Raw genomic sequence first — 25684 nt, forward strand, 5'->3', positions numbered from 1 at the left:
TCGCGATCACTTACCGCCCAGGCGTGATCAGCGGTAGAAAGTTTCTCCCCCCGTGAGCGCCCCGCCTGGGAGCGCCTGACCCGAGCGCTCGGCCCGAGCGCCGTTCCGAGGAGTGTCTGATGCGCATCGCGACGGCTCGATGGCGTCACGCGACCGCCCTGCTGGCGGCGTTCGCGTGCGTCACGGCACTCGTCCTCCCCTCCAGCGCACGCGCCGAGGAGGAGCAGCCCACGCAGCTGGTCGTCGCGGCGTCGCAGTCGGTCGACACGTTCAACCCGTTCATGTCGTTCTTCGCGATCGGCTACACGGTCGCGGGGTTGAGCTACGACTCGCTGATCGACTGGAGTGCCACGGACTTCAATCCGGTCCCAGGCCTCGCGACCAAGTGGGAGGAGTCGGCGGACCACCTGACGTGGACGTACACGATCCGCAAGGGCGTGAAGTTCTCCGACGGCACTCCGCTGACGGCGCGCGACGCGGAGTTCACCTACAACCTGATGATGACCGACGAGGACGCCCGCGCGTCGTCGTCGGACCTGGTGGAGAACTTCTCCAGCGTCGACGCCCCCAACGACACCACCCTGGTCATCAGACTCAAGCGCCCGACCAACCAGATGCTGGCGCTCGACAACGCCATCGTCCCCCGGCACATCTGGGAGAAGCACGAGGGCAAGGTCGGCGACTTCAAGAACTTCGACTTCCCGCTGGCCGGCTCGGGACCCTTCCAGGTCGTGGAGTTCAAGACCGACCAGTTCATCCGGCTGAAGGCCAACAAGGATTACTGGGCAGGCGCGCCGGCTTATGACGAGCTGGTCTTCCGCTACTACAAGACGCCGGACGCGAGCGTGCAGGCGCTCATCGCCGGCGAGGTCGACGTGGTGAGTGGCCTGACGCCCGCCGCGTACAAAGCCCTCGACGGCAAGGCCGGCATCACCCTCAACCGGGCGGCGAACCGCCGGTTCGGCGCCATCACGTTCAACATGGGGGCGCGTACGAAGGACGGCAAGGAGTTCGGCGACGGCCATCCCGCACTAAAGGACAAGGCGGTCCGACAGGCGATCCACTACGCCACCAACAAGGACGAGCTGATCGCCAAGGTCAATGACGGCATGGCTCTGCCCGGCATCAGCTACATCCCGCCGATCTTCGACACCTACCACTACGAGCCGAGCGACGCGGACAAGGTGACGTTCGACATCGACAAAGCCAACCAGATCCTCGACGAGGCGGGATACGAACGCGGGTCCGACGGGATCAGACGCATGCCGGACTCGGACGAGCCGCTGAAGTTCCGCCTGCACAACCATTCCGACACACCGTCAGAGGCGACCGACTCCGAGTTTCTCAAGGGTTGGTGGAAGCAGATCGGGATCGAGGTGACGATCGAGGCCGCCGACTTCACCAAGCTCAACGACAACCTCTACCTCGGCCGGTACGACATCATCTTCTCCGGCTGGGGGGTCGGCCCCGACCCGACGTCGATCCTCAGCCTGCACACGTGCGGCGTCCTACCCGACGACGCGAGCGGGACGCAGCGCGACACCGACACCTTCTACTGCAACCCGGCCTACGACAGGCTGCACGAGCAGCAGAAGGCCGAGAGCGACATCGCCAAGCGGGCGGCGATCGTCAAGGAGATGCAGCGGATCCTCTACACCGACGCCCCGGTCATCACTCTCCGCTATGCCGACACGCTCGAGGCCTACCGCAGCGACCGCTGGACCGGGTTCATCAAGCAGCCGTCCACGCGGGGCATGATCTCGGGCCAGCAGGGCAACTGGGCGTACATGTCGGCCAGGCCGATCGAGGCCGAGGATGCTGGCGGCTCGCGCGTCGCGCTCTTCGTCGGTGGCGGTGCCGCTGTCGTGCTGATCGCCGCGGCCGCCGGGTTCGTCGTCGTACGCCGGCGCAAGACCGCGGACGAGCGGGAGTAGCCGGCCACTCATGGCGATGGATCCATCGCTGGTGGCGCGGTCCGCCGACTCGAAGGGGTCGGCGGACGCGGCCACCGGCGGACCGGATGCGGCCGGCGGGGACCCAGGCCACGAGGGTGCCGGGGCCCGCCCGGGTGCAGGCGGCTTCGCCCGCTACCTCCTGAGCAAACTCGGTGGTGCCGCGCTCTCGTTGCTCATGGTGGTGTTCTCGGCGTTCTTCCTCTTCCGGATCCTCGGCGGCGACCCGGTCGACGCGCTGACCCGCGACGTGCCCACCACGCCGGCCGAACGCGCGGCGCTACGGGAGAAGCTCGGCCTGGACGATCCGCTCGGCCTGCAGTTCCTCACCTACCTGCGGGGGGTGGTGACCGGCGACCTCGGCGAGTCCTACCAGTACCAGCAGCCGGTCACGACCCTCATCCTCGAACGCCTCGGCGCCACCGTCCTGCTCACCGGCACCGCGCTCGTGCTGGCCGCCTCCCTCGGGTTGTGGATCGGGACGCGGGCGGGTTGGCGCCAGGGCAGCAGGTTCGACAAGACGCAGGTCGGGGTCTCGCTCACGCTCTGGTCGGCGCCGACGTTCTGGTTCGGGATGCTCGTCATCATGGTGTTCGCGCGCTATCTCGGGCTCTTTCCGATCAACGGCATGGTCGCGCCGCGTACCCCTGACGAGTTCTGGCCGCAGACGCTCGACACCCTGCACCATCTCGTCCTGCCAGTCGTCACGATGACGGCGGTGATCTACGCGCAGTACGTCCTTGTCATGCGGTCGTCGATCCTCGACGAGATGGGCAACGACTACCTCACGACGGCGCGCGCCAAGGGCCTGCGGGACGCCCAGGTACGCAGCCGGCACGCGGTACCCAACGCGCTGCTGCCCACGGTGACGCTGGTGTTCCTCCAACTCGGGAGCGTGGTCGGCGGCGCGATCCTCACCGAGACGGTGTTCAGTTGGCCGGGTCTCGGACTGCTGGCCTACCAGGCGTTGAAGATCCCCGACCTGCCACTCCTGCAGGGGACGTTCCTGTTCTTCTCCACCGCGGTGATCCTCGCCAACACCGCAGCCGACCTCGTTTACCGGTTCCTCGACCCGAGAGTGCGGCACGCATGAGCACCACCGGGGCACCCGACACGGCCGGGCTGGCATCGGGTCGCGCGGTCGCCTGGGAGCGACGCAAGGCGGCCTTGACGCGGTTCTGGCGTGACTACCGGCGGCAGCGAGTGGGCGTCGCCGGGCTCACCGGCATGGTCCTCATCGTCGTGCTCGCGCTGGCGGCACCGCTCCTCACAGACGAGAGCGGCCTCGACGTCACCCAGGTCACCGGCGAACGCCTGGAGGCACCGAGTGCACGCTTCCTCCTCGGTACGGACGAGTCCGGTCGGTCAGTTCTGCTCCTCATCCTGTGGGGGGCCCGGATTTCCTTGCTGGTCGGCGTGACGGCGACTCTGCTGGCGATGGGCATCGGCACCCTCGTCGGTATCGCGGCGGGGCACTTCGGCGGGTGGTTCGCGGGGTTGCTGATGCGGATCACGGACTGGTTCATCGTTCTGCCGCGGCTGGTACTCGCGATCGCCCTCGCCGCGGTTCTCGGACCGAGCCTCACCACGATCATCGTCGCGATCGGCGTCACGTCGTGGGCCGGCACGGCACGGCTGATCCGGGCGCAGACTCTCGCCGTGGAAGCCCGTCCGTACCTCGAACGCGCCAGGGCCCTCGGTGCGGGTCACTGGCACCAGATGACCCGGCACGTCCTCCCGAACGTGATGCCTCTCGTTCTCGCCAGCACCACCCTCGAGGTGGCGAGCGCGGTCCTTGCCGAGGCGACATTGGCGTTCCTCGGGCTGGGTGATCCGTCGCGGATCTCGTGGGGCGGCATGTTGAGCCGGGCCAACTCCTCCGGAGCGATCACCTACGGCGCCTGGTGGTATCTCCTGACACCCGGCCTCGCGATCCTGGTGGTCGTCCTGTGCTTCACGCTGTGTGGGCGCGCGCTGGAGGCCGTCTTCAACCCGCGGCTGCGGGGGCGGTGAGGGCTGGCGATGGTGCTCCTCGACGTCTGCGACCTCGCGGTCACCTACCACGGCACCCGTGGCGACGTACCGGCCGTGCGTGGCGTCGACCTCACCCTCGACGTCGGTGAGACGCTCGGCATCGCTGGCGAGTCCGGCTGTGGCAAGTCGACGCTCGCGTTGGCGCTGCTCCGGCTCCTTCCCGCCGGTACGACGGTGACCGGACAGGTGCTGCTCGATGGCGACGACGTACTCGCCATGTCGTGGGGACAGCTCAGGGCCGTGCGATGGGCCGGCAGCTCGATCGTCTTCCAGGGTGCGATGCACGCGCTCAATCCCGTCCACCGGATCGGTCGACAGATCGCCGAGCCCATCCTGCTGCACGAGAAGGTCACCGAGGCGCAGGCCCATCAGCGGGCGGCCGACCTTCTCACCCAGGTGGGCCTGCCGACGTGGCGGGCGGCCAGTTACCCGCACGAACTCTCCGGGGGCCAGCGGCAGCGGGTCATGATCGCGATGGCTCTCGCCTGCTCGCCGCGGCTGATCATCGCCGACGAGGCGACCACGGCGCTGGACGTGATGATCCAGGCCCAGGTGCTCGACCTCATCGCCGGCCTCGTCGCCGAGCGCGGGATCGGTCTGCTCATGATCAGCCACGACCTCTCGGTGCTGTCGTCCACCTGTGCGCGGCTCGCGGTGATGTACGCGGGCCGAGTCGTGGAGGTCGGTCCCGCCCGGTCGGTCTTCACCTCCCCGGCGCATCCCTACGCGGGAGCGCTGGCGGCGGCGTTTCCGACCATTGGTGACCCGGGCTCGCGTGGGCGCCCCCGCGGGCTGGGCGGCGATCCACCCGACCCGGCCGCGATCCCGTCGGGGTGTCCGTTCCATCCGCGGTGCCCGGTGGTGCTGCCGGGGTGCTCGACGGCCGACGTAGGTCTGTGGCCGGTCGACGGCGGTGACCGTCGCGCCGCCTGCGTACGCGCAGCCGGGGCGCCGCCGTTGTCGTCGGGCTCGCCGCACGGGTCCGGACAATGACCACGCTGAGCATGACCGTGCCGAGAATGACCACGCTGAGCATGCCACCGGGACCCGACACAGGCATGGACGCCTGGTCAGACTCCACAGGGCTGCTCAGCGTGGTCATTGGAGGCTGGCCCGCGAGGGCGAGGATTTGCTGGCCTCCGGTCGAACACCCACGAAGCAGCGAGGCGGAAAGGGAAGGAACGCCGCATGAGCGAACCGATCCTGTCGGCGCGTGACCTGCGAGTCGACTTCCGCGTCCGTGGTGGGCGGACCGCCCGCGCCGTCGACGGCGTCCACCTCGACCTCGCCCCCGGTGAGGTCCTGGCACTCGCCGGCGAGTCGGGCTGCGGCAAGACGACCCTGGCGCGGACCCTGCTCGGCCTCGTCCGCCCGTCCGCCGGCACGGTCGCGTACGCCGGCCAACCGCTGACCTACAGCACCGGCGCTCTCAAGGCGTACCGGCGTTCGGTCCAACTCGTCCTGCAGGACCCGACGGGCGCGCTCAACCCCCGACACACCGTCTACGAGGCCGTCGCCGAGGGGCTGCGCATCCACGGGATCACCGGCAACGAACGCGACCGGGTGGCCGACGCGCTGGCAGTCTGCGGACTGCGCCCGCCGGAGCGGTTCTTCCTGGCGTACCCCCATGAGCTGTCCGGTGGGCAGCGCCAGCGCGTGGTGATCGCGGGTGCTCTGGTCCTCGAGCCGAAGGTGATCATCGCCGACGAGCCGGTGGCGTCGCTCGACGCGTCCGTCCGGGGCGAGATCCTGGCGCTGCTACTGCGGCTGCGGGAGGAGTTCGGTCTGGCGGCGCTCGTGGTGACCCACGACCTCGGGCTCGCGTGGAGCATCGCCGACCGGCTGGCCGTGATGTACCTCGGGCGGATCGTCGAGACCGGTCCGGTCGAGCGGATCCTCTCCGATCCACGGCATCCGTACACGCGTGCGCTGGTGTCGGTACTGCCGGACTCGCCGATCGCCTCGCCGATCGTCCTCGCCGGCGAACCACCCGACGCGACGCAGATCCCGGCCGGGTGCAGGTTCCATCCCCGGTGTCAGGAGCTCGCGTCCGGCGCGGCGGAGGCCGCCGGCGTAGCCGAGTCCTGCCGGCGTACCCCTGTGGAGATCATCGAAGCCGGCACCACCGCCAGCGTCGCCACGACGCCTCCCGAGCCCGGTGCCGCCGAGCCCGGTGCCGCCGAGCCCGGTGCCGCCGAGCCCGGTGCCGCCGAGCCCGGTGCCGCCGGAGTCGCCTGCCACCTCCATGCCGCCCGCGTCCTGGGGCGGACGTGATCATGTGCGCGCGATCATCCCCCGCGATGCGCGGCGCATTCGGCGTGCAACATGGCGAATTGCCGTGCATCGTCCAGGTATCCGGAGCGGTGTTCACTGACTTGGTCCCGGTTGTCACAATGGACGGCGATGAGCGAGCAACCGCAGAACCCCCAGGCCGGGCAGGATCCGGACGTCGGCATCCCGATCACGGGCGGCGCGGACGCCCCGGAACCCGATGCGTACGCCGGCACCTTCTACGCCGCCATCGGTGGCCACGAGACGTTCGTACGCCTGGTCCGGCGCTTCTACGAAGGCGTCGCGGACGATCCTGTCCTGCGTCCGCTCTACCCTGAGCCCGATCTCGCCGGGGCCGAGGAGCGCCTGCGGATGTTCCTCGAGCAGTACTGGGGCGGTCCGCGCACCTACTCCGAGCAGCGAGGCCATCCGAGGCTGCGCATGCGGCACGTCCCTTTCGCGGTGACCGACGATGCCCGCGACCGGTGGCTCGCACACATGCGCGCGGCGGTCGACGAGCTCGCCCTCGATCCGGCGTACGAGAAGGAGCTCTGGGCCTACCTCGTCATGGCCGCCAACTCCCTGGTCAACACCGGACCGACCGACACCGGACCGACCGACACCGGACCGACCGACACCGGTCCGACCGACGCTGGTCCGGCCGACCCCGGACCTGCGGCGCCGGGCCAGCGCCCCAACCTGCTGCGCTGATCTGGTTCCCAGCCACATCCAGACCAGCCACATCCAGACCCAGCCAATCCAGACCGTGAGACGCTCGGCCGACGAGCCAGCCCAGCCGAGCTGACCGACCGCAGCCCAGCCGAGCTGATCGACCGCAGCCCGACCGCACCGAGAGGCCGTCATGACCACGACACCGCCCGCCGCATGGTGGCGAACCGCCGTGATCTACCAGATCTACATCCGCAGCTTCGCCGACGGCAACGGCGACGGCATCGGCGACATCGCGGGGATCCGGTCCCGACTCCCCTACCTCGCGAACCTCGGGGTCGACGCGGTCTGGATCACCCCGTGGTACGCCTCGCCGATGGCGGACGGGGGCTACGACGTGGCCGACTTCCGGGGCATCGCACCCGAGTTCGGAACCTTGGCCGAGGCCGAGGCGATGATCGCCGAGGCGCACGCGCACGGCCTGCGGGTGATCCTCGACATCGTGCCCAACCACACGTCCGACCAGCACCCGTGGTTCGTGGCGGCGGTCGAAGCCGGACCGGGTTCGGCGGCCCGGGAGCGGTACTGGTTCCGTCCTGGCCAGGGACCCGACGGCGCACAACCTCCCAACGACTGGCGCTCGGTCTTCGGCGGCCCCGCCTGGACCCGGGTCGACGACGGCGTACCTAACAGTGAGCACGACGAGGCGCAACGCACCGGTGCGGCCGGCGACTGGTACCTCCATCTGTTCGCCTCCGAGCAACCGGACCTCAACTGGACCAATCCAGAGGTACGCGACGAGTTCGCCGACATCCTGCGCTTCTGGTTCGACCGTGGCGTCGACGGGTTCCGGATCGACGTCGCCCACGGGCTCGACAAGCACACCGGCCTGCCCGACATCGGCCTCGACGAGGAAGAGCTCCTCGCTGAACCCGACATCGCAGACCACCCGCACTGGGACCGCGACGGCGTTCATGAGATCTACCGTGAGTGGCGCCGAATCGCCGACTCGTACGCCGACACCCCGGAAGGCTCCCGGGTCTTCGTCGCCGAAGCGTGGGTACGCACCGAGAGCGACCGGCTGGCCCGCTACCTGCGACCGGACGAGTTGCACACGGCGTTCAACTTCGACTTCCTCAAGTGCGCGTGGAACGCCGCGGACCTCCGTCGCTCCATCGACCACAATCTCCAGACCCTCGCCGCAGTAGACGCACCTTCCACCTGGGTCATGTCCAACCACGACGTACCACGGCACGTGACGAGGTACGGCCGGGCGGGCGGCCTCCTGCGGCGGCGGACCGCCGCCGACGGTCCCGCCGACATCGCGCTGGGAACCCGCCGTGGCCGCGCCGCCGCACTGTTGATGCTTGCCCTGCCTGGCAGCGCGTACGTCTACCAGGGCGACGAGCTGGGCCTGCCCGAGGTGGAGGACCTTCCGGTCGGAACCCTGCAGGACCCGATCTGGACCCGCAGCGGTGGCACAGTACGCGGCCGCGACGGCTGCCGGGTCCCGTTGCCGTGGACGGGTGACGCCCCGGCGCTCGGGTTCGGCTCGGCCGCGCCGTGGCTCCCCCAGCCGGCTGAGTGGAAGGCGCTCAGCGTCGATGCACAGACCGGCGACACGGAGTCGGTTCTGGAGCTCTACCGGACGGCGCTGGCGCTGCGCAGATCGCTGCCAGGGTTGGCAGATGCGACCTTGCGGTGGCGGAACGATCTCGCCGAAGACCTGTTGGCGTTCGAACGGCCCGGCCGTTTCTGCTGTGTGGTCAACTTCGGCACGGATTCGGTTGCCCTGCCGCCGCACGAGAAGGTCCTGCTGTCAAGCGGCCCGCTCTCCGGTGACGAACTCCCGTCGGACACGACGATCTGGCTGACACTTTCCTGAGCACCGGAAGTCGCCAGAGTATCCACCCGGCAGAATCCATTCGCCGTACTCCTGCCCGTCCTTTCCGGTTTACCGCGGAATTCCAGCGACGGCCGCCGGCTCCCGAACACGGGACCCGGGGTCGTTGTAGTTCAGGAATTTCTCGACCCCGAACGTCGATTCCACATCATCGAAACCCACCGCGTCGACCCTCCCCACCTGACGACGCGCACCTCGAATCCGCGCTTGTGCAGGTGCCGGTGCCGGCCTTGACACCTTCCTCTCCACGACGTACCTGACGCACACCAGCCTGGTCCAGAATCGGTCGAGCGGTTTTGGCGGTGGACTGTTCAGCTTCGCCAGCGAAGTGGCGGCCAACGACAGCAAGATCAACGCGAACTCCATCGCCAGTCCAGACGGCTCGGGCGGCGGCATCATTGCCGTCGTCGGCAGCAACGTCGCGCTGCACCACAGCGAGGACGGAGGGCGGGACGGCCGAGGTCGACGAAAAGTCGGAGATCACCAAGAACCGGCCATCCAACTGCGCGGACGGCGGAGACCCGGTCGAGAACTGCTTCGGCTGATCCTCGGCTCGGGTCAACGCAACCAAACCGTGAACGACAACTGAACTCACACACATCCGGTCGCTTTCCGGCTCGACACGTTCGGCCCGGGAAGCGACCGGACGCATGTGTGCCGGCGGACAGCGGCAGAGCTGGCGGAAAGATCAAATCTCTGACGAGCCGAAAACATCAGATGTACGATCGAAGGCCAGTCCGAGCCACATCCCGACCACCGTCAGGAGGCTCGTCATCACGTCCATCCGATCGATGGCTGAAGACACTGCCACCTCGTTTCCCCATGCCCTCACCCTCTGGTACCTCCAACCCGCGACCGACTGGGAAAGCGAGGCACTTCCGATCGGCAACGGGCGGCTGGGTGCCATGGCGTTCGGCGGAGTCGCCACCGAACATCTCCAGCTGAACGAGAAGACCTTGTGGACAGGCGGTCCTGGCGCTGTGGAGGACGGCCACCCCTATGCGTACGGCCTCTGGGAACGGCAGCGAGCGGGCGCGCTGCAGGAGGTGCGCGACCACCTGGCCGCCCACGGCAGCGCCGAACCCGCCTGGCTGGCGGAGAAGCTTGGCCAGCGGGACTGGGCGTTCGGTGCGTACCAACCGTTCGGTGACGTGTACATCGACGTGCACGACGCGGGCGTCAGCGCCGACAACTACCGGCGCAGTCTCGATCTCACCACCGCGATCGCCCGGGTGGACTACGACATCGACGGCATCCACTACTCGCGTGAGCACCTCGCGAGCTACCCGGATGGCGTCATCGCTTCCCGGCTGGAAGCGAGCCAGGCCGGAAAACTGTCGCTGACCGTGCGTTTCGAGTCCCCGAATCCCCACGCACGGGTGCACGTCAACGACGGCCGGATCACGATCCGGGGATCCCTTCCCGACAACGGACTGCGCTACGAAGGTCAGCTTCTCGTCGTGGCCGAGGACGGTTCCCTGCTCGACGGCGAAGACTCGGTGACAGTCAGGGAGGCCCGGGCCGCGACGCTGCTGCTCTGCCTGGGAACCGACTATGCCGAACGCTATCCCAGCTACCGTGGGAAGAAGCCCCATCGCAAGGTTTCGCGCCGGATCAACGCCGCCGCGGCGCAACCGTACTCGGCTCTGCGTACGGGCCATGTCACCGACTACGCCGGGCAGTTCGGGCGGGTGCGTCTGGACATCGGGGCGCCCCCACACACGACGGTTCCCACCGACGAACTGCTCGCTGGCTACGACGGGACTGGCCCGGACTCTCGTGCGCTGGAATCGTTGTTCTTCCAGTACGGGCGCTACCTGCTCCTTGCCTCGTCGCGACCCGGTTCGCTGCCCGCCAACCTGCAAGGCGTGTGGAACGCGTCACCGACACCGCCATGGTCGAGTGACTATCACGTCAACATCAACCTGCAGATGAACTACTGGCCCGCCGAAGCCACCAACCTGGCCGAGTCCGTCACCCCGCTCGTCGACTTCATCGATGCGTTGAGACCAGCCGGTCGCGACGCCGCGAAGCAACTCGACGGAGCCAGCGGCTGGATCGTCGGCAACCAGACCAATGTCTGGGGGTTCGCCGGCGTACGCGACCACCCGACGTCGTTCTGGTTTCCCGAGGCGGCAGCATGGCTGTGCCGGCACCTGTGGGAACACTACGAGTTCGGCGGTGAGGTGGATTTCCTTCGTACGAAGGCATTTCCGATCATGGCCGAGGCGGCACTGTTCTGGCTCGACTTCCTCGTACCCGACGTCAATGACGGCCTGCTGGTCGTCTCGCCGAGCTACTCACCCGAGCACGGACCGGTGACGGCGGGGGCCTCCATGGCGCAGCAGGTGGTGGCAGACCTCTTCGCACACACGATTGCGGCGAGCGAGGTCCTCGGTGAGGATCCGGCGTTTCGCCGGCGGCTCGCCACCGCACTGCGGGGACTCGACCCCGGACTCCGGATCGGTGGCTGGGGGCAACTGCAGGAGTGGAAAGCAGACGTCGACGACGCGACTGACGACCATCGGCACGTCTCGCACCTCTACGCACTCCACCCTGGCGGACGGATCTCGCCCAGCAAGACTCCGGAGCTGGCCCAGGCTGCCATGGCGACCTTGCGGGCGCGCGGCGACGGCGGCACCGGGTGGAGCAAGGCGTGGAAGATCAACTTCTGGGCGCGACTACACGACGGTGACCACGCGCACCGGATGCTGCGCGAGCTTCTGCGGCACTCCACGCTCTCCAACCTCTGGGACACGCACCCACCGTTCCAGATCGACGGGAACTTCGGCGCGACAGCCGGGATGGCGGAGATGCTGCTCCAGAGCCGGTGGGACGGCGAGAACCGAGCGACGCTCCACATCCTCCCCGCACTGCCCTCCAGTTGGCGCCAGGGCACCGTCACCGGCCTGCGTGGCCGCGGAGGCGTCATCGTGGACATCGCGTGGGCGGGCGGACTACCTACCCGCATCCACTTCTCCTCCCCCGGCCGGGACGTCAAGCTGCGGCTGGTGAGCACGCTTTTTGCCAACGGTCGCTACGTTCTCATCCAGTGCGCGACCGGCGATCTCGTCGACCATCACCGCAGTGGCACTCTGGTGACGATGCAAGCCCGGACAGGCGAGCGGTACGAAGTCGTGGCCACCGGCTGACCCCACTCCCGTCGCCGCGCCCTGCCACTCACAACAGCCTGGCGCCCGCCTTGCGGTCAGCGTCCGCCGGGGAAGTCGACGAGATCGCGGATCCGCACCGGCAGGCCGCTCGCGAAGGAACGGTTCGCCGCCGCGCCGACCAGCATCGCGTACGCACCGTCGACGTGGGTCGCGGCACGGCCGAGCGGGTCGGCCTCCTTGACCTCACCGAACAGGTCGTTGAGCAGGCGCCGGTCACCACCACCGTGACCGCCGGCGCCCTCTTCGACCTCGACCGGCTGGGGCACATCCCACAACGGACGGATCATCAGCTGCGCACGGTCGATGGGCGGCGCCTTCTTCGCCGCACCCGCGCCAGGCTTGTTCGGATCCTGCGCCGTTCCACTGACGTACGAACGTTCCTCGACGTTGAGCTCGAGGCGCCCTTTCGTACCGTTGAACATGACGCGATAGCCCTCCCACGGGGAGTACGCCGTGAGGTGGTAGGTCATCGTCGCGCCCGTCGCGTAGCGGACGAGCACCGACATGTCGTCCTCGATGCTGATGCCGTCGGCGAACACGTTGCGGTCGCGCAGGTAGCCGTCCTCGTGCTCGGCGTCGAGATAGAGCGCGCGCAGGGTCGGGTCGTCGGCGAGACTGATCGCCCAGGGATTCTTCTCGCCGTCGGGGCTGCCGTGGCTGCGATAGCTCCGGACGACCTCGCCGCGGCGTTCGGCGTTGTCGCGGCCGTAGAAGCGGAGGTCGCCGAATCCGAACACCGTTTCCGGCACTGTGCCGAGCCACCAGTTCACCAGGTCGAAGTGGTGGCTTGCCTTGTGGATCATCAGGCCGCCGGAGTTGCGCTTGTCGCGGTGCCACCTGCGGAAGTAGTCGGCGCCGTGCCGGGTGTCGAGCAGCCACTCGAAGTGCACCGACTGAACGTCACCGATCGCCCCGGACTGGAGGAGGTCCTTGACCGCGGAGTTGCGCGGCGCGTAACGGTAGTTGAACGAGACGGTGAGTTTCTGGCCGGTCCGGTGCTGGGTGTCAAGGATGCGTTGACACTTGTCCGCGTCGGTCGTCAGCGGCTTCTCGGAGATGACATCACGGCCATTCTCCATCGCCGTGACGATGTAGTGGTCGTGCGTACGGTCGACCGACGTGACGATCACGGTGTCGACCCGCTCCTCGTCGAGCATGCGGACGAACTCGTCCGGTGCGTACGTCGGAATCGGGGCGATGCCGTAGGAGTCGGCGAACTTCTTGTTGTAATAGCCCATCCGGGTCTGGTTGGGATCGCACAGCGCAACCAGCTGACCGCTCTCGTGATACTCGGTGAGCAGCGCGGTCGTAAACATCCGGGACCTGGAACCCAAGCCGACCACGGCGTACCTCGCCCGCTCGCTCCCACCGGCCTGAACCGTCGCAGCTGTCGGTGCCTTCGAGGAATCCTGCGTGGTCATCCGAACTCCTTCCGGCAACCGCTCGGGTCGCCGTCGTGCCGGTCATCGCGTGGGTGTGCGACTCTCACGCCGTCCCGCGACGCTCCGCCTGGTAAGCGCTTTCTCGGCAAACTAGACCCAATCAAGTCCCCTCGCAAGGTGGAGCGCCGGAGCCGACCAGGACCGGCCCACTCGCCAGCAGCACGTCCCGAGGCGCCACCGTCGACCATGGAGCCCGGTCGGGCGGTAAGCGTTGCCGACTCGCCCCAGCGCTCTAAGCTGTCGCCGTGACACAGCTGCCTGAGCCAACCGACCCGAAGGGACGGGTCGAGCCGACTGCCTCGGCGGGGCACGTCGAGCCCACGGAGCCGAACGGCCCGCGTGATGTGCGCGCCTCGGACGCCGACCGGCACCAGGTGGCCGAGCGACTGCGTGACGCGGCGGGCGACGGCCGGCTCACCCTTGATGAGCTGGACCAACGTCTCGAGGGGGTCTACGCCGCTCGGACCTACGCCGAGCTGGACCGGTTCACCCATGATCTTCCTGCCGTCGACCCGGCGACCGGGTTGGCCGCACGCCCGGAACCAGCGGCGGCGCCTGCCTACCGCGGCACCCTGCCGGGGCAGGCGGTGTCGATCGCCTTCATGTCCGGGGTCAACCGCCGTGGATCCTGGGTGGTCCCCCACGCACACACCGCCGTCGCCTTCTGGGGCGGGGTCAACCTCGACCTGCGGAACGCCCGCTTCACCCAGCCCGAGGTGACCATCCGAGCGTTCGCGATCATGGGTGGCATCGAAGTGATCGTGCCGGAGGACGTCGACGTCATCGTCGACGGTGTCGGGATCATGGGCGGCTTCGACGACAGCAGCGACGTGGTCGAACCCGACTCCGGGGGCTCGGAGGACGATCGGCGCCCCGCACTCCCCCACACCGGCCACGGCAGCCACGTGGGCGCCGCCAGCCACGGCAGCCACAGCCACGCGGAGCCTGGTCAGGACGGCGCGGAGAACGCGGACAGGGGCCACGCCACCGGCGGAACCGTTGCGCCGCGAACCAGCCGGCCGGTTGTCCGCGTCACCGGACTGGCGTTCTGGGGTGGCGTCAACGTCAAGCGCAAGGCCCGCCCCAGCCGATGACCGCAGGGCGCGGCGTGCTCCTGCCCTCACTCGACCTGATCCGGCAGACGATCATCGTCGAGACCGCCTACACCCTTGCCAGGCTGCGGATCTTGGAACGCCTGCCTGGCAATCCGATCGGGGTCGCCTACCGCCACGTCGACGACGGGGTGGTGGCGATGATGGCCCGGCACATCCCTGGGTTCAATGCCGTGACCGGACTGCGCTCTGGACTCGAACGGCACGTCGCGCCGCTGGCCGAGTGGTATCGCTCCGCGGGCATCCAGACGCAGTTCGAGCTGGTCCCGGGCACCTACGACAAGGAGCTCGGCCGGGAGCTCAGCCGCCTCGGATACTTCCAAGCAGGCTTCCACACCTCGCTCATCCGCGAGCCTGAACCGCTGGGTGGCGACGCGGATGCGGCGGACGCTGCTGCCGCCGTCGAGCGGGTCACGACGGCCGAGCAGTTCGATGCCTTCCTCGACGCCTACACGGCCGGCTGGCAGATCCCGGAGAGAGCCGGGTTCAAGGCGAACGTACAGCCTTGGCTGGGCCTTCCCGGGTGGCAGCTCTACCTTGCGCGGGTGGATGGCCGGCCGGCGGCGGCAGGCATCCTCTTCCTGCACGACAAAGTGGGTTACTGTGCCGACGCGGCGACCGATCCGGCATTCCGGCGCCGCGGCTTGCAGACCGCGCTGCTCCGACGCCGGATCGCGGACGCGCACGCGGCCGGTGTCGAGTTCGTCTGCAGTGGCGCCGACTACCTCTCGACGAGTCATCGCGCGATGGAACGAGTTGGCATGCGCGTGCAGTTCGTCCGCGCACTGTGGCGCCAGCTCGGGTAACACGCCTGGCCGTCACTCGTCGCCGCGGTACCGCTCCAGCCACGAAAGCTCCTCCGGGCTCAGCCGGCGTGGCCGGTCGAGCTCGGCGTCGTAGGCCGCCAGCACACTTCGCGCCGAGGCGTAGCGCGTCGCCTCGTCGCTCACCTCATAGTCGATCGTGAACGACGAGGAGCGGATCGTGGTGACCCAGGTTTCGACGGTGATCGGCTCCGGCCGGTAGACCAGGGGACGCTTGTAGTCGATCTCATGGCGTACGACGACGAGTTCGCCCTCGAAGCTCTTCACGCCCGCCTGCCGGGCGCCGTCGAAGAACAACGCGACCCGTGCTTCCTCCAGCAGGCGCAAGAATTCGACGTTGTTGACATGACCGTACGAATCCATGTCTGACCAGCGCAGCGGGCACTGGAACACGAAGGGCGCCACCCCGCGATCCTCTCAGGCCTGGCGATGACCGCTCGTGGGGGGATCGCAGGGTCTCGGTGCGGACGCGCGACAGCTCCCTGGCGTCGCTTGACCTGCCCGATGTCCTACTCTGCAGGACGGCGCCCGTGGTCCTACTTCTGCAGGACGGCCTGGACGGACAACTGGACCGACACCTGGTCGCCGATGAGGAGCTTCTCGCCGCCGAGAGGCACGTTCGTGTCCACGCCGAACGCCTTGCGGTCGATGGTGGTGGTCGCATCGAACCCGGCACGCGTGTTGCCGTAGGCGTCCTCCTCGACGCCGAGGAACTCGGCGGAGAGATCGACCGACCTGGTGACCCCCTTGACGGTGAGGTCGCCGGTCAGGACAAAGCCGTCGCCGTCGGGCTTGATCCCCGTCGAGACGAAGGTCATCACGGGGTGGTTGTCGATGTCGAGAAAGTCTCCGGACCGCACATGATCATCCCGTTGCTTGGTGCCGGTGTCGATCGAGGCGAGCTGAATCGACACCGTCGCCTTGGACGCGGCCGGGTCCTCGGCGACCTCGATCGTCCCGTCGAACTCACGGAAGGATCCACGCACCTTCGTCATCAGGTGACGGACCGTGAAGCCGACCTCGGAGTGTGCCGGATCGATGGCCCAGGTCCCGGCGACGAGCGCGGACGTCGTGGCAATTGTCATGGTTGCGAGGTCTCCTTCAGGCGATCCCTATTGAATCTTCAACTACATTGGGTCCGACCCTAGCGGACGTTCGTTGAATCGTCAACCATGGCGCTACGCTGGTGGGCATGACGACGCCTCGGTGGCTCACGGCCTCACAGCAGCGGATCTGGCGTACCTACCTGTTGGGGGCGGCCCACCTCATGGAGCGGCTTGACCAGGACCTGGCTGGGCTCGGCCTGTCGCTGCCCGAGTACGAGATCCTGGTCCGCCTGTCAGAGGCGCCGGACCGGACGCTGCGAATGGCGGAACTGGCCGAGTCGGTCCACCACTCCCGTAGCCGGCTCACCCACACCGTCTCCCGGATGGAGACTGCCGGTCTCGTCGAGCGCCACTCGTGCCCGTCGGACCGGCGCGGCGTGCTCGCCAAACTGACCGACACGGGTTACGACAGGCTCGTCGAGGCCGCCCCGATCCATGTGGCCGGCGTGCGTGACGGGTTCGTCGATCTCGTGAGCGACGCCGACTTCGAGGCGATCGGTCGCGCCTTCGAGTCGGTCATCAGCCGCGGCGGTCAGTCCACCTCATCGCACAACACCCCGACGCGCGGTGCCGAGTCGCGCGGTGCCGAGTCGCGCGGTGCCGAGTCGCGCGGGACCTAGGCCAACTCAGTCGCGGGTGAGGCGGCGGTAGGTCACCCGGTGCGGCCGCGCCGCCTCGGGTCCGAGTCGCTCGATCTTGTTGGCTTCGTAGTCGGCGAAGTTTCCTTCGAACCAGAACCACTTCGCCGGGTTCTCGTCGGCGCCCTCCCAGGCCAGGATGTGGGTCGCCACCCGGTCGAGGAACCACCGGTCGTGTGACGTGACGACGGCACAGCCAGGAAACTCCAGCAGAGCATTTTCCAGCGACTGGAGGGTTTCGACATCGAGGTCGTTGGTGGGCTCGTCGAGGAGCAACAGGTTGCCGCCCTGCTTCAACGTCAGCGCGAGGTTGAGTCGGTTGCGCTCCCCGCCTGAGAGGATTCCCGCGCGCTTCTGCTGGTCGGGACCCTTGAACCCGAACGACGCGACGTACGCCCGGCTCGGCATCTCGAAGCTTGCGACCCTGATCCAGTCCAGGCCGTCTGAGACGGCCTCCCAGACCGTCTTCTCCGCGGGGATACGTCCTCGGCTCTGGTCGACGTAGGACAGGCTGACCGTGTCCCCCACCCGCAACTCTCCGGCGTCAGGCTTCTCTTCGCCCACGATCATCTTGAACAGGGTGGTCTTGCCCACCCCGTTCGGGCCGATCACGCCGATGATGCCCGCTCTCGGCAGCGAGAAGGACAGATCCTCGATGAGGACCCGGTCGCCGAAGCCCTTCGTCAGGCCGGTCGCGTCGAGCACCAGGTTGCCCAGACGGGGGCCTGGAGGGATCTGGATCTCCTCGAAGTCGATCTTCTTGGCTCGCTCCGCCTCGGTCGCGAGCTCTTCGTAACGCTGCAGCCGGGCCTTGTTCTTGGCCTGGCGCGCCTTCGGGTTGGACCGGACCCATTCGAGCTCCTGCTCGAGGATCCGCTTGCGCTTGGCGTCCTTGCGACCCTCGACAGTGAGCCGCTCCTGCTTGGTCTGGAGATAGGTCGAGTAGTTGCCTTCGTAGGGGAAGGTCTTGCCGCGGTCGAGCTCGAGGATCCAACCCGCCACGTTGTCGAGGAAGTACCGGTCGTGCGTGACGGCGAGGACCGTGCCGGGATACGCAGCAAGGTGCTGCTCGAGCCACTGGACGCTCTCGGCGTCGAGGTGGTTGGTCGGCTCGTCGAGCAGCAACAGGTCGGGTTGGGACAGCAGCAGCTTGCAGAGCGCGACCCGCCGCCGCTCACCACCGGAGAGCGGGGTGACGTCAGCGTCCCCCGGCGGGCATCGGAGAGCATCCATCGCCATCTCGAGGCGCGAGTCGAGGTCCCAGGCGTCCCGGTGGTCGAGCTGGGTCTGCAACTCCCCCATCTCGGCGAGGAGCGCGTCGTAGTCGGCGTCCGGATCGGCGAGTTCGGCAGAGATCTCGTTGAACCGGTCGAGCATCGCCTTCGTGTCGGCCACGCCTTCCTGGACGTTCTCCAGGACGTTCTTGTCCTCGGTCAGCGGCGGCTCCTGCTGGAGCATTCCGACAGTCGCGTCGGCCGCCAACATCACGTCACCGTTGGAGGGCTGCTCCATGCCGGCCATGATCTTGAGCAGGGTCGACTTGCCCGTGCCGTTCGGGCCGACGACGCCGATCTTCGCTCCGGGGAGGAACGAGAGGGTGACGTTGTCGAGGACGACCTTGTCACCGAGCGACTTGCGGACGCCGCGCATCGTGTAGATGAACTCGGGCACGTGGCATTCACCTTGGAGAGATCGGGGGGAGAACCAGACAGATACCTATCCTGCAACATCGCGTCGAGACCGGCGCTGCCGGGCGGCGTCCCGTGCCCGCCACCGGCGGGGGGCTGGCAGGGCACACCGTCAGGCGGGCGGGCTGCCGCCCGGCAGCTGTCGAGATGAGACGGTCACAAACCGCCTATCTCGGACGGGCCGCCACTCAGGCGGCCCGCTGGTCGGCGCCTGCCGAGGACGCGGCGGCGGCCCGAGAGGCTCGACCGCCGCTGCGCGGTTGCGTGGGCAGCGCAGCCGCTTCGGCGCTGGGGGCGCCGACGTCTTGGTTTGTGGTTGCTTCCGAACCCGGGCTGGACTGAGGCGTCGCCTGCCCAGTTGCCGAGCGCGGTGCCGTGGTCGAACCTGGACCGGGTGCCGTGGTCGACGCGTCGGTTTCGTCGTTCAGCGGCACCGAGTCAAGGCTCCGCGCGAGCTGTTCGGCGACCTTGGCGTCCGATGGCGTGTCCACGTGCTCGCGCCGGGTGCGCCGGAACGCCGAGGTTCCCCGGGACAGGTCGTGACCGACGACCTGGGCCTCGATCTCGACAGACGTTCCGCTGCGACCGTCGTCGCGCTCCCACGGCTCCACCCGCAGGCGGCCGGTGGCCACGACCGGTTCTCCCTTGCGCAGGCTCGCCGCCACGTTTTCGGCGAGAGCGCGCCAGCACACGACAGTCACGTATGTCGTGCGACCGTCGACCCAGCCCCCCTGACTCCGGTCGAATCGCCGCGAAGTCGACGCAAGCCGGAACGACGCGAGCGGAGTGCCTCGATCGGAACGCAGGAACCGGATCTCGGTCGCGACGTTGCCGGCAATGCTGATCATCGTCTCGTTCATGTCTGACCCTTCTCGTGAACTGTGCTCACCACGATGGCGGAGCACGATCACCTGCGGGCCGCGGCGGCGTTCGGGTGTGGAAAAGACCGCCGATCTGGGTCCTGTGGACAAAACCTGGCAGCGACGGAACGCACCAGCCAGCCAGCCAGCCAGCCAGCCAGCCAGCCAGCCAGGAAACCTGTCAGCCAACCAGTCAGTCAACGAGGTACGGAATGGTCTGCGGTCCCTCCGGAAGGACACAGACCCGCGCCGCTTCACCCGCGGCGTCCAACGCCTCCTCGACCGTCTTCTCGACGTCGGCCGTGTGGTCCAGGTGGGCGGCGCGCAGATCGTCAGCCGAGAGGTACGACGTGTGCACGACGACCCGGGCCTTCGCCTGGACCGCTGCCTGGACCTGCACCTGCCACTGGTCAGGGACGGTGTGGTCACGTGCGGCGATGCGTTCGAGCAGGGCCTCGGGCGACGGTGCCGACGTGAGCACCTCGCGGTAGGAACCGTGGTCCGGGAATCCGTCCCGGCACTCGGCCGCGCACACGATCACACCTCCCGGCTTCACGACCTTCGCCGCGGCCGACATGCCCTTGACCGCCTGGTAGAGGTTCTGGTCCAGCGGGAAGCCGGAATTCGTGGTCAGCACCACGTCGAACGCCGCGTCGACCGGCGCCATGGCGTTGTCCTTCGCCGCCGCGCAGGCGGCCCTGTGCATGGCGAACAGCTCGCCTGCGTACGCACCGACGATCTCCTGGTCTCGGTTGAGGATCACGTCGAACGCGAAGTCGACACCCGTGGCGGCGGCGATCGCGCGTACGTCGTCGTGGACCGGGTTGCCCTCGGTGATCCCCCACGTCGCACGCGGGTCGCCGATCCGGGCGGCGTCGTGCAGCGTCAGCACCGTCTGCAGGCCGGCGAGCCCGGGCGCCACGAGCTTGGGCCCGCCCGAGAAGCCCGCGAAGAAGTGCGGCTCCACGAAACCGGTGGTGAGGCGTACGTCGGCGTCGACCCACGCGCGGTTGAGCCACACCGGCACGTCGTTGCCGTGACGTCCGCACCAGACGAGCTCCGCGTCGTTGCGCGCGTCATGGTTGACGATCCGGACACGGTTGACCACCGCGTCGCCGAACATCGCCCGCAGCTCCGCGTCGGTGTTCGACCGGTGGGTGCCGGTGGCGACCAGGATGGTGACGTCCTCCGGTCGTACGACGTCTGCCAGCTCGGCAAGCACCGCCGGGATCATGAGGTGCCGGGGTTGCGGCCGCGTGCTGTCACAGGCGGAGATGGCGACCGTCTGTCCCCTGCGTACGACCTCGCGAAGCGGCGACCCGGCCACCGGGTGGCGGAGCGCGTCGGCGAGGGTGGCGGCCGGATCCGCGACCCCCGGCCGGTAACGCGGCTGGACCAGCGCCGTGCGGTCGGCAGGCAGACGTACGTCCAAACCGCGCTCGCCATAGGCCAGCCGCACCGTGATCGAGGCACCCGCTCCCGCCATATCGCTCCCCTTCTCGCCCGAAGGTCGTCGACCCCGACGGTACGCCACCCTCAGCGATAGGCGCGGGCCTGCATCTCGAAGAGCTCGGCGTAGCGGCCGCCTCCGGTGAGGAGCTCCGCGTGGCTGCCCGCCTCCGCCACCTGCCCGTCGACCAGCACCACGATCAGGTCGGCCATCCGTACGGTGGAGAACCGGTGCGACACCAGCACCGTGATCCCGCCCGTCTCACGCGCAGCGATCCGCGACGCCTCCGCGAAGCGTTCGAACAACGTGTGCTCGGCCTCGGGGTCCAGCGCCGCCGTCGGCTCGTCGAGCAGCAGGAGCAGGCACCGGTCGCGCATGAACGCCCGCGCCAGCGCCAGCCGCTGCCACTGCCCGCCGGACAGATCGACACCGCCTGTGAACTTCCGGCCCAGCTGGGTGTCGAGTCCGCTCGGAAGCCCTTCGATGACGGGTTCGGCGTCGCCCCGGAGCAGGGCCGCCTTGATGGCGGCGTCGTCGGTCATCCGGCCGGTGTCGCCGAGGCCCACGACCTCACGTGCCGGCAGCTCGAACTTGACGAAGTCCTGGAACCCGGCTGACATCCGCTTCCGCCATGCGTCGGGGTCGATGTCGCGCAGGTCGGTGCCGTCGACGAGTACCGCGCCGGTGGTGGGGTCGTAGAGCCGGGCCAGCAGCTTGACGAGGGTCGTCTTGCCGGCGCCGTTCTCGCCGACCAGCGCCACGGTCGATCCCGCCGGCAAGGTGAGGTTGACATCGCGGAGGACGGGCTGGTCCGAACCCGGATAGCTGAACCCGACGTCGCGCAAGGTGATGCCCTCGCGCAGCTTCGCCGGTCCGGGATCGCTGCTGCCCGACCAGGAGTTGTCGGCGGCGTAGCGACGCAACCAGTCGTACCGGGCGAAGCTGCGGACGATCTCGCCCATCCAGTAGACGTTGCCGGCGATACCACCGGCCAGTTGGTCCACCTGGGGAGCAACCAGGATGATCAGGACGACGTCACCTGCCGAGAGCCGGCCGGCCTGCGCCATCCACAGCGTCCAGAGGATCGCCGCGCAGTAGACGAGTCCGAAGCAGATCCGGACGGTCCCGTCGAGCACCGCCCCCTTGCGTAGGGCGGTCTCCTGGATGTCGAGGCGTTCGTCCATCAGTTCGGTGAGCCGCCTGGTCAGCACCGGCCGCAGGCCGAAGACCCGCACCTCGAGACCGCTGCGAGGGTCCTTGGAGATCTCGATCAGCCGGTTCATCACCCGGTCGTGCGGCGTCGTCCGCTCCATGGCGTCCTGCGATCGCTGGAAGCCGCGGAAGGCCGACCAGACTCGGCTCAGGCCAAGGATCGGCAGCAGCAGGAGCACCGGATGGACCGACCCGAGCAGACCGAGCACGGCGACCGTGTTGGCCGCCGTGCCGACCACGAACAGGAGGAGTTCGAAGCTGACGCCCAGCCGCCATGCCTGGTCCCTGATCAGCTCGATCTTGTCGGCGACGTCGGGGCGTTCGTGATGGACGATGCCCGGCACGGAGACGGTGACGTCGAGGACGTCACGGTAGATCTGCCCGGAGACACGTTCGGCGGTCGTGTCCTGCACGGGTCCGCTGATCACCATGCCCACGAACATCACGCCGAAGCCGGCCAGGATCACGGCCATGCCCCACACGACGGTGGCGGAATCATGGCCGGTGAGTCCGTCGACCAGGAGTTTCACGCCGTAGGTCTGGGCGGGAGCCGTGACCGCCTGCACGGCGGCCAGCAGACACTGGGCGACGACCAGCAGCGGCGCCGCCCGGAACGCCGTCGCGACCCACAACCGCAGCGCGCGGAGGGTCTCCGGCATCCGCAGGGACTCGGGGGCGCGCGCTGAGTCCGTCCGGACCCCCTCAGGCACGGGACACACCGTCCTCGGTCAGATAGCGCTCGGCCTGGAGGCCGAACATCTGGGCGTAGCGGCCCCCTTCGGCCAGCAACTCCTTGTGCGTACCGGCCTCGACGATCGCACCGCGGTCAAGGACGCAGATCCGGTGCGCGTCACGGACCACGGAGAACCGGTGGGAGATGATCAGCGACGTGACGCCTGACGTGAGGTCGAGGTAGCGATCGACGAGTTCGGCCTCGGCGCGTACGTCGAGCGCGGCGGCCGGCTCGTCGAGCACCAGCACACCCGCTCCGGCGTCGACGGCGAAGAGCGCCCGGGCGAGCGCGACCCGCTGCCATTCCCCGCCCGACAGGTCGACACCGCCGTCGTAGGTCTTGTCCAGCACGGTGTCCCACCCTGCCGGTAACGCGGCGATGGTCTCGGCGATCCCCGCTTCCGTCGCCACCTTCGTCACCGCGGCGCCGTCGCCGGCGTGTTCGTCCGCGCCGAAGACGACGTTGTCGGTTGCCGAGAGCGGGAAGCGGAGGAAGTCCTGCACGATGGCGGCGATCCGGCGCTGCCAGGCAACGAGGTCGAGCTCACGCAGGTCGACCCCGTCGACGGTGATGCGTCCGGTGGTCGGCGCGTAGACGCCGGCGAGAAGCTTGACCAGGGTCGACTTGCCGGCGCCGTTGACCCCGACCAGGGCGAGCGCTTCGCCGGCACGGATGGTGAGGTCAAGTCCGGCCAGGACATCGACCTCCGACCCCGGATAGCGGAAGGTCACGCCTTCGAATCGGATCTCCTCCCGCGGCATCGCGGCCACCGGATGCCGGCTCCCCTCACCGGTCTCGGGATGGCGTTCGGCGATCAGTCCCGGCAGGTCACACATCGCGCGGTAGGCCGTCAGCGCACGCCTGACCTGAACGGCCGCGAATCCGTTGTACGACGCCCCCACGGCGAGGATCGCCGGCACCGCCGTAGCCACCTGGGTGAGTGGCAACTGGCCGGCGAGCGCGGCCCGGCCGACGAGCACGATCGCGAACGCATGGGCACCGAGGTGCAGCACACCCACGGCCGCCGCCACAAGGGTGCCTCGGCGCCGGGCCTGCCAGATCGGCCGCATCGCGTCGAGCCACTGCGCGACGTACCGCTCCACCAGCCACGGACCAAGACCGAACACCCGAAGCTCCTTGGGCGCGTCCCGCATCCCCAGGTCGAAGAGGTACCCGGCCCGCCGCGCACCCTCGGTCAGCCCCCACCAGGAGTCGACCTCGCCCTCGAGCACCCGCCGACGGTGCCATTCCATGAACAGAGTCACGGCCGTGAGGCCGGCAGCTACCGGCCAGGAGAACATCCGGCCCACCAGGACCGCCGAACCCAGCAGCGTGAGCCGGCTGCTGAGGAAACCCGGCAGGATGCGGAGTCCGAAGCTGACCTGGTAGCCATCCTTGCCCTTGGCCCGCTGCTGGGCGTCCTGAACCTCGGGATCCTCCAGATGCCTGATCCGCCACGGAGCCAGCAGCGGATCAGTCACGCGTACGCCGATGTCCCGGCTGATCCGATTGGACATGCTCCACTCGGCGGCCTGGCGGATCGCTGGCAGGGTTGTCTCCACGACGAACACGGTCAGCAGGGCGGCGAGCAACCAGCCGAACGCCACCATCGACATGGCCCTGGAGCCGCCAGTAACGATGCCCGGAACCGCGCCGACGACCTGCCCGACGAGGTAGGTGAGGAGGACTCCGGTGCTGGCTGCGGCAACGGCGAGGGTGAGCGCAAGAACGGTGCTGCCACGAGCGACCCGGTAGGCGTACCAGATCAAGGCGAACACAGCGACGACCGTAACGGCGGCCACCGACAGGGACAACGCAATTACGCTTCGCGCGTCACCTGCGGCCCCTTGCGGGAACGGCCGACTCCACGCCCGCAGACTCTCTCCGTCGCGTGGCTCCGACTGATCATCGACGGGTCGTCCGGCGAGTCGCAGCGACTCACCGGCCGGTCCAGCGAGAGATCCGTTCCGCTCCTCGGTAGAGTTTCTAGCCGCGCCTGCGCCCGTAGCTCAGTGGATAGAGCACCGGACTTCTAATCCGATGGTCGGAGGTTCGAATCCTCCCGGGCGCACCAACTGACCTGCGAAAACGTCGCCTCTTGCCTCCGACAAGCCGGTCGACCGCGCCGCGAAGCTAGATGTGTGTCCCGGTGCGCGCCCCTTCGGTCATGCCAGTAAAGCCGCAGTTGGGTGAAAAGACTTGCGGCTCAAGGATCTCGGCCCGGAGAGCCTGCCGTAGACCCGGTGGCCTGAACGTGTGTCTCCGGTCCTGCGATGCCGAGACGATCCTTGCCTCGCTGATTCCCTGGACCGCTGGCACGTCGCTGGGGGTCGATCGACCGGCGGGCCAGGGCTAGCATCGCCACGTAGGCCGCTCCCCCGCGACGTGGCGGCCGCGCGAACCTGCGAACAGCCGAGCGCCACGGGCATGCACGGCGCGAAACCGAAGACCGTGCGGCCCCGACCGTCCATCGGCCAGGCCACGGTGCGTACCTCTGTGTCCACGTCGAATGCCGGTTGCTGCGATCGCAGCCGTTGCTGGGGGCGTTCAGCTTTATCCGTCGGTTCGCGGTGAACCGCCCGGCCAGGTGTCCAGCGCCAGGACCAGGGACTTCCTA

General features: G+C 68.5%; 20 protein-coding genes and 1 tRNA gene. 13 read left to right on the forward strand and 8 right to left on the reverse strand.

The window, feature by feature from the left end:
- Nucleotides 1-119 precede the first annotated feature (119 nt).
- From ABN028_RS04940 to ABN028_RS04980, 9 genes are all read left to right on the forward strand, one after another.
- Entirely contained in the window at nt 120-1934 is a 1815-nt protein-coding gene (locus ABN028_RS04940; RefSeq protein ID WP_349695778.1) for an ABC transporter substrate-binding protein, read from the forward strand.
- A gap of 10 nt (nt 1935-1944) precedes the next feature.
- Nucleotides 1945-3045 carry an ABC transporter permease gene (locus tag ABN028_RS04945; protein ID WP_349695779.1) on the forward strand — a complete coding sequence of 367 codons (1101 nt, stop codon included), beginning with the start codon at nt 1945-1947 and terminating at the stop codon, nt 3043-3045.
- Nucleotides 3042-3965, forward strand: a complete 924-nt coding sequence (locus ABN028_RS04950; RefSeq protein WP_349695780.1) for an ABC transporter permease — start codon at nt 3042-3044, stop codon at nt 3963-3965. The genes ABN028_RS04945 and ABN028_RS04950 overlap by 4 nt, the downstream gene beginning before the upstream one ends.
- 9 nt (nt 3966-3974) lie before the next feature.
- Nucleotides 3975-4979 carry an ABC transporter ATP-binding protein gene (locus tag ABN028_RS04955; protein WP_349695781.1) on the forward strand — a complete coding sequence of 335 codons (1005 nt, stop codon included), beginning with the start codon at nt 3975-3977 and terminating at the stop codon, nt 4977-4979.
- Between the two features lie 195 nt (nt 4980-5174).
- On the forward strand, nt 5175-6260 hold the full coding sequence (locus ABN028_RS04960; RefSeq protein WP_349695782.1) for an ABC transporter ATP-binding protein: 1086 nt from the start codon (nt 5175-5177) through the stop codon (nt 6258-6260).
- A gap of 129 nt (nt 6261-6389) precedes the next feature.
- On the forward strand, nt 6390-6968 hold the full coding sequence (locus ABN028_RS04965) for a globin (protein WP_349695783.1): 579 nt from the start codon (nt 6390-6392) through the stop codon (nt 6966-6968).
- A gap of 151 nt (nt 6969-7119) precedes the next feature.
- Nucleotides 7120-8811, forward strand: coding sequence for a glycoside hydrolase family 13 protein (locus ABN028_RS04970; RefSeq protein WP_349327547.1), 1692 nt, complete (start codon nt 7120-7122; stop codon nt 8809-8811).
- A gap of 346 nt (nt 8812-9157) precedes the next feature.
- Entirely contained in the window at nt 9158-9418 is a 261-nt protein-coding gene (locus tag ABN028_RS04975) for a hypothetical protein (protein WP_349695784.1), read from the forward strand.
- A 202-nt stretch (nt 9419-9620) separates the two neighbouring features.
- On the forward strand, nt 9621-11981 hold the full coding sequence (locus ABN028_RS04980; RefSeq protein WP_349327545.1) for a glycoside hydrolase family 95 protein: 2361 nt from the start codon (nt 9621-9623) through the stop codon (nt 11979-11981).
- A 56-nt stretch (nt 11982-12037) separates the two neighbouring features.
- On the opposite strand, the gene ABN028_RS04985 is transcribed toward ABN028_RS04980, so the two are convergent.
- Nucleotides 12038-13423, reverse strand: a complete 1386-nt coding sequence (locus tag ABN028_RS04985; protein WP_349327544.1) for a Gfo/Idh/MocA family protein — start codon at nt 13421-13423, stop codon at nt 12038-12040.
- A 266-nt stretch (nt 13424-13689) separates the two neighbouring features.
- Here ABN028_RS04985 and ABN028_RS04990 point away from each other — a divergent pair, with 266 nt between their 5' ends.
- Together ABN028_RS04990 and ABN028_RS04995 are read left to right on the forward strand one after the other, a co-directional pair.
- Nucleotides 13690-14538, forward strand: a complete 849-nt coding sequence (locus ABN028_RS04990) for a DUF1707 SHOCT-like domain-containing protein (RefSeq protein ID WP_349695785.1) — start codon at nt 13690-13692, stop codon at nt 14536-14538.
- Complete coding sequence (locus ABN028_RS04995; RefSeq protein ID WP_349695786.1) at nt 14535-15362, forward strand: GNAT family N-acetyltransferase; 828 nt, start codon at nt 14535-14537, stop codon at nt 15360-15362. Before ABN028_RS04990 ends, ABN028_RS04995 begins: the two co-directional genes overlap by 4 nt.
- A 12-nt stretch (nt 15363-15374) precedes the next feature.
- Here ABN028_RS04995 and ABN028_RS05000 read toward each other — a convergent pair whose 3' ends face one another.
- Nucleotides 15375-15785: an acyl-CoA thioesterase gene (locus tag ABN028_RS05000; protein ID WP_349327540.1), complete on the reverse strand. Its 411-nt coding sequence runs from the start codon at nt 15783-15785 to the stop codon at nt 15375-15377.
- A 131-nt stretch (nt 15786-15916) separates the two neighbouring features.
- Nucleotides 15917-16465, reverse strand: coding sequence for a YceI family protein (locus tag ABN028_RS05005; RefSeq protein WP_349695787.1), 549 nt, complete (start codon nt 16463-16465; stop codon nt 15917-15919).
- A gap of 107 nt (nt 16466-16572) precedes the next feature.
- Between ABN028_RS05005 and ABN028_RS05010 the strand changes: the two genes are divergently transcribed.
- Nucleotides 16573-17106, forward strand: coding sequence for a MarR family winged helix-turn-helix transcriptional regulator (locus ABN028_RS05010; RefSeq protein ID WP_349695788.1), 534 nt, complete (start codon nt 16573-16575; stop codon nt 17104-17106).
- A gap of 6 nt (nt 17107-17112) precedes the next feature.
- Here ABN028_RS05010 and ettA read toward each other — a convergent pair whose 3' ends face one another.
- The 5 genes from ettA to ABN028_RS05035 all read right to left on the reverse strand — a co-directional run bounded on the left by ettA (nt 17113) and on the right by ABN028_RS05035 (nt 24845).
- The gene (ettA, locus tag ABN028_RS05015) at nt 17113-18795 is read right to left on the reverse strand and encodes an energy-dependent translational throttle protein EttA (protein ID WP_349327537.1); all 1683 of its coding nucleotides are present in this window, start codon (nt 18793-18795) and stop codon (nt 17113-17115) included.
- A gap of 205 nt (nt 18796-19000) precedes the next feature.
- The gene (locus ABN028_RS05020) at nt 19001-19672 is read right to left on the reverse strand and encodes a single-stranded DNA-binding protein (RefSeq protein ID WP_349327536.1); all 672 of its coding nucleotides are present in this window, start codon (nt 19670-19672) and stop codon (nt 19001-19003) included.
- A 193-nt stretch (nt 19673-19865) separates the two neighbouring features.
- A complete protein-coding gene (gene larA / locus ABN028_RS05025; protein ID WP_349695789.1) occupies nt 19866-21158 on the reverse strand; it encodes a nickel-dependent lactate racemase in 1293 nt (430 codons plus the stop codon).
- Nucleotides 21159-21208: 50 nt separating this feature from the next.
- Nucleotides 21209-23044, reverse strand: coding sequence for an ABC transporter ATP-binding protein (locus ABN028_RS05030; RefSeq protein ID WP_349695790.1), 1836 nt, complete (start codon nt 23042-23044; stop codon nt 21209-21211).
- Complete coding sequence (locus ABN028_RS05035; RefSeq protein WP_349327533.1) at nt 23037-24845, reverse strand: ABC transporter ATP-binding protein; 1809 nt, start codon at nt 24843-24845, stop codon at nt 23037-23039. The genes ABN028_RS05030 and ABN028_RS05035 overlap by 8 nt, the downstream gene beginning before the upstream one ends.
- A gap of 220 nt (nt 24846-25065) precedes the next feature.
- On the opposite strand from ABN028_RS05035, the gene ABN028_RS05040 reads away from it, so the two are divergent.
- Nucleotides 25066-25141 (forward strand) — tRNA-Arg (locus ABN028_RS05040).
- The last annotated feature ends 543 nt before the right edge of the window (nt 25142-25684 follow it).

The organism is Actinopolymorpha sp. B17G11 (assembly GCF_040196095.1).
Lineage (GTDB): Bacteria > Actinomycetota > Actinomycetes > Propionibacteriales > Actinopolymorphaceae > Thermasporomyces.

Coding starts and splice junctions, on each gene's coding strand:
- ABN028_RS04940 (WP_349695778.1), top strand. CDS start 120: ATGCGCATCGCGACGGCTCGATGGCGTCACGCGACCGCCCTGCTGGCG.
- ABN028_RS04945 (WP_349695779.1), top strand. CDS start 1,945: ATGGCGATGGATCCATCGCTGGTGGCGCGGTCCGCCGACTCGAAGGGG.
- ABN028_RS04950 (WP_349695780.1), top strand. CDS start 3,042: ATGAGCACCACCGGGGCACCCGACACGGCCGGGCTGGCATCGGGTCGC.
- ABN028_RS04955 (WP_349695781.1), top strand. CDS start 3,975: ATGGTGCTCCTCGACGTCTGCGACCTCGCGGTCACCTACCACGGCACC.
- ABN028_RS04960 (WP_349695782.1), top strand. CDS start 5,175: ATGAGCGAACCGATCCTGTCGGCGCGTGACCTGCGAGTCGACTTCCGC.
- ABN028_RS04965 (WP_349695783.1), top strand. CDS start 6,390: ATGAGCGAGCAACCGCAGAACCCCCAGGCCGGGCAGGATCCGGACGTC.
- ABN028_RS04970 (WP_349327547.1), top strand. CDS start 7,120: ATGACCACGACACCGCCCGCCGCATGGTGGCGAACCGCCGTGATCTAC.
- ABN028_RS04980 (WP_349327545.1), top strand. CDS start 9,621: ATGGCTGAAGACACTGCCACCTCGTTTCCCCATGCCCTCACCCTCTGG.
- ABN028_RS04985 (WP_349327544.1), bottom strand. CDS start 13,423: ATGACCACGCAGGATTCCTCGAAGGCACCGACAGCTGCGACGGTTCAG.
- ABN028_RS04995 (WP_349695786.1), top strand. CDS start 14,535: ATGACCGCAGGGCGCGGCGTGCTCCTGCCCTCACTCGACCTGATCCGG.
- ABN028_RS05005 (WP_349695787.1), bottom strand. CDS start 16,465: ATGACAATTGCCACGACGTCCGCGCTCGTCGCCGGGACCTGGGCCATC.
- ABN028_RS05010 (WP_349695788.1), top strand. CDS start 16,573: ATGACGACGCCTCGGTGGCTCACGGCCTCACAGCAGCGGATCTGGCGT.
- ABN028_RS05020 (WP_349327536.1), bottom strand. CDS start 19,672: ATGAACGAGACGATGATCAGCATTGCCGGCAACGTCGCGACCGAGATC.
- larA (WP_349695789.1), bottom strand. CDS start 21,158: ATGGCGGGAGCGGGTGCCTCGATCACGGTGCGGCTGGCCTATGGCGAG.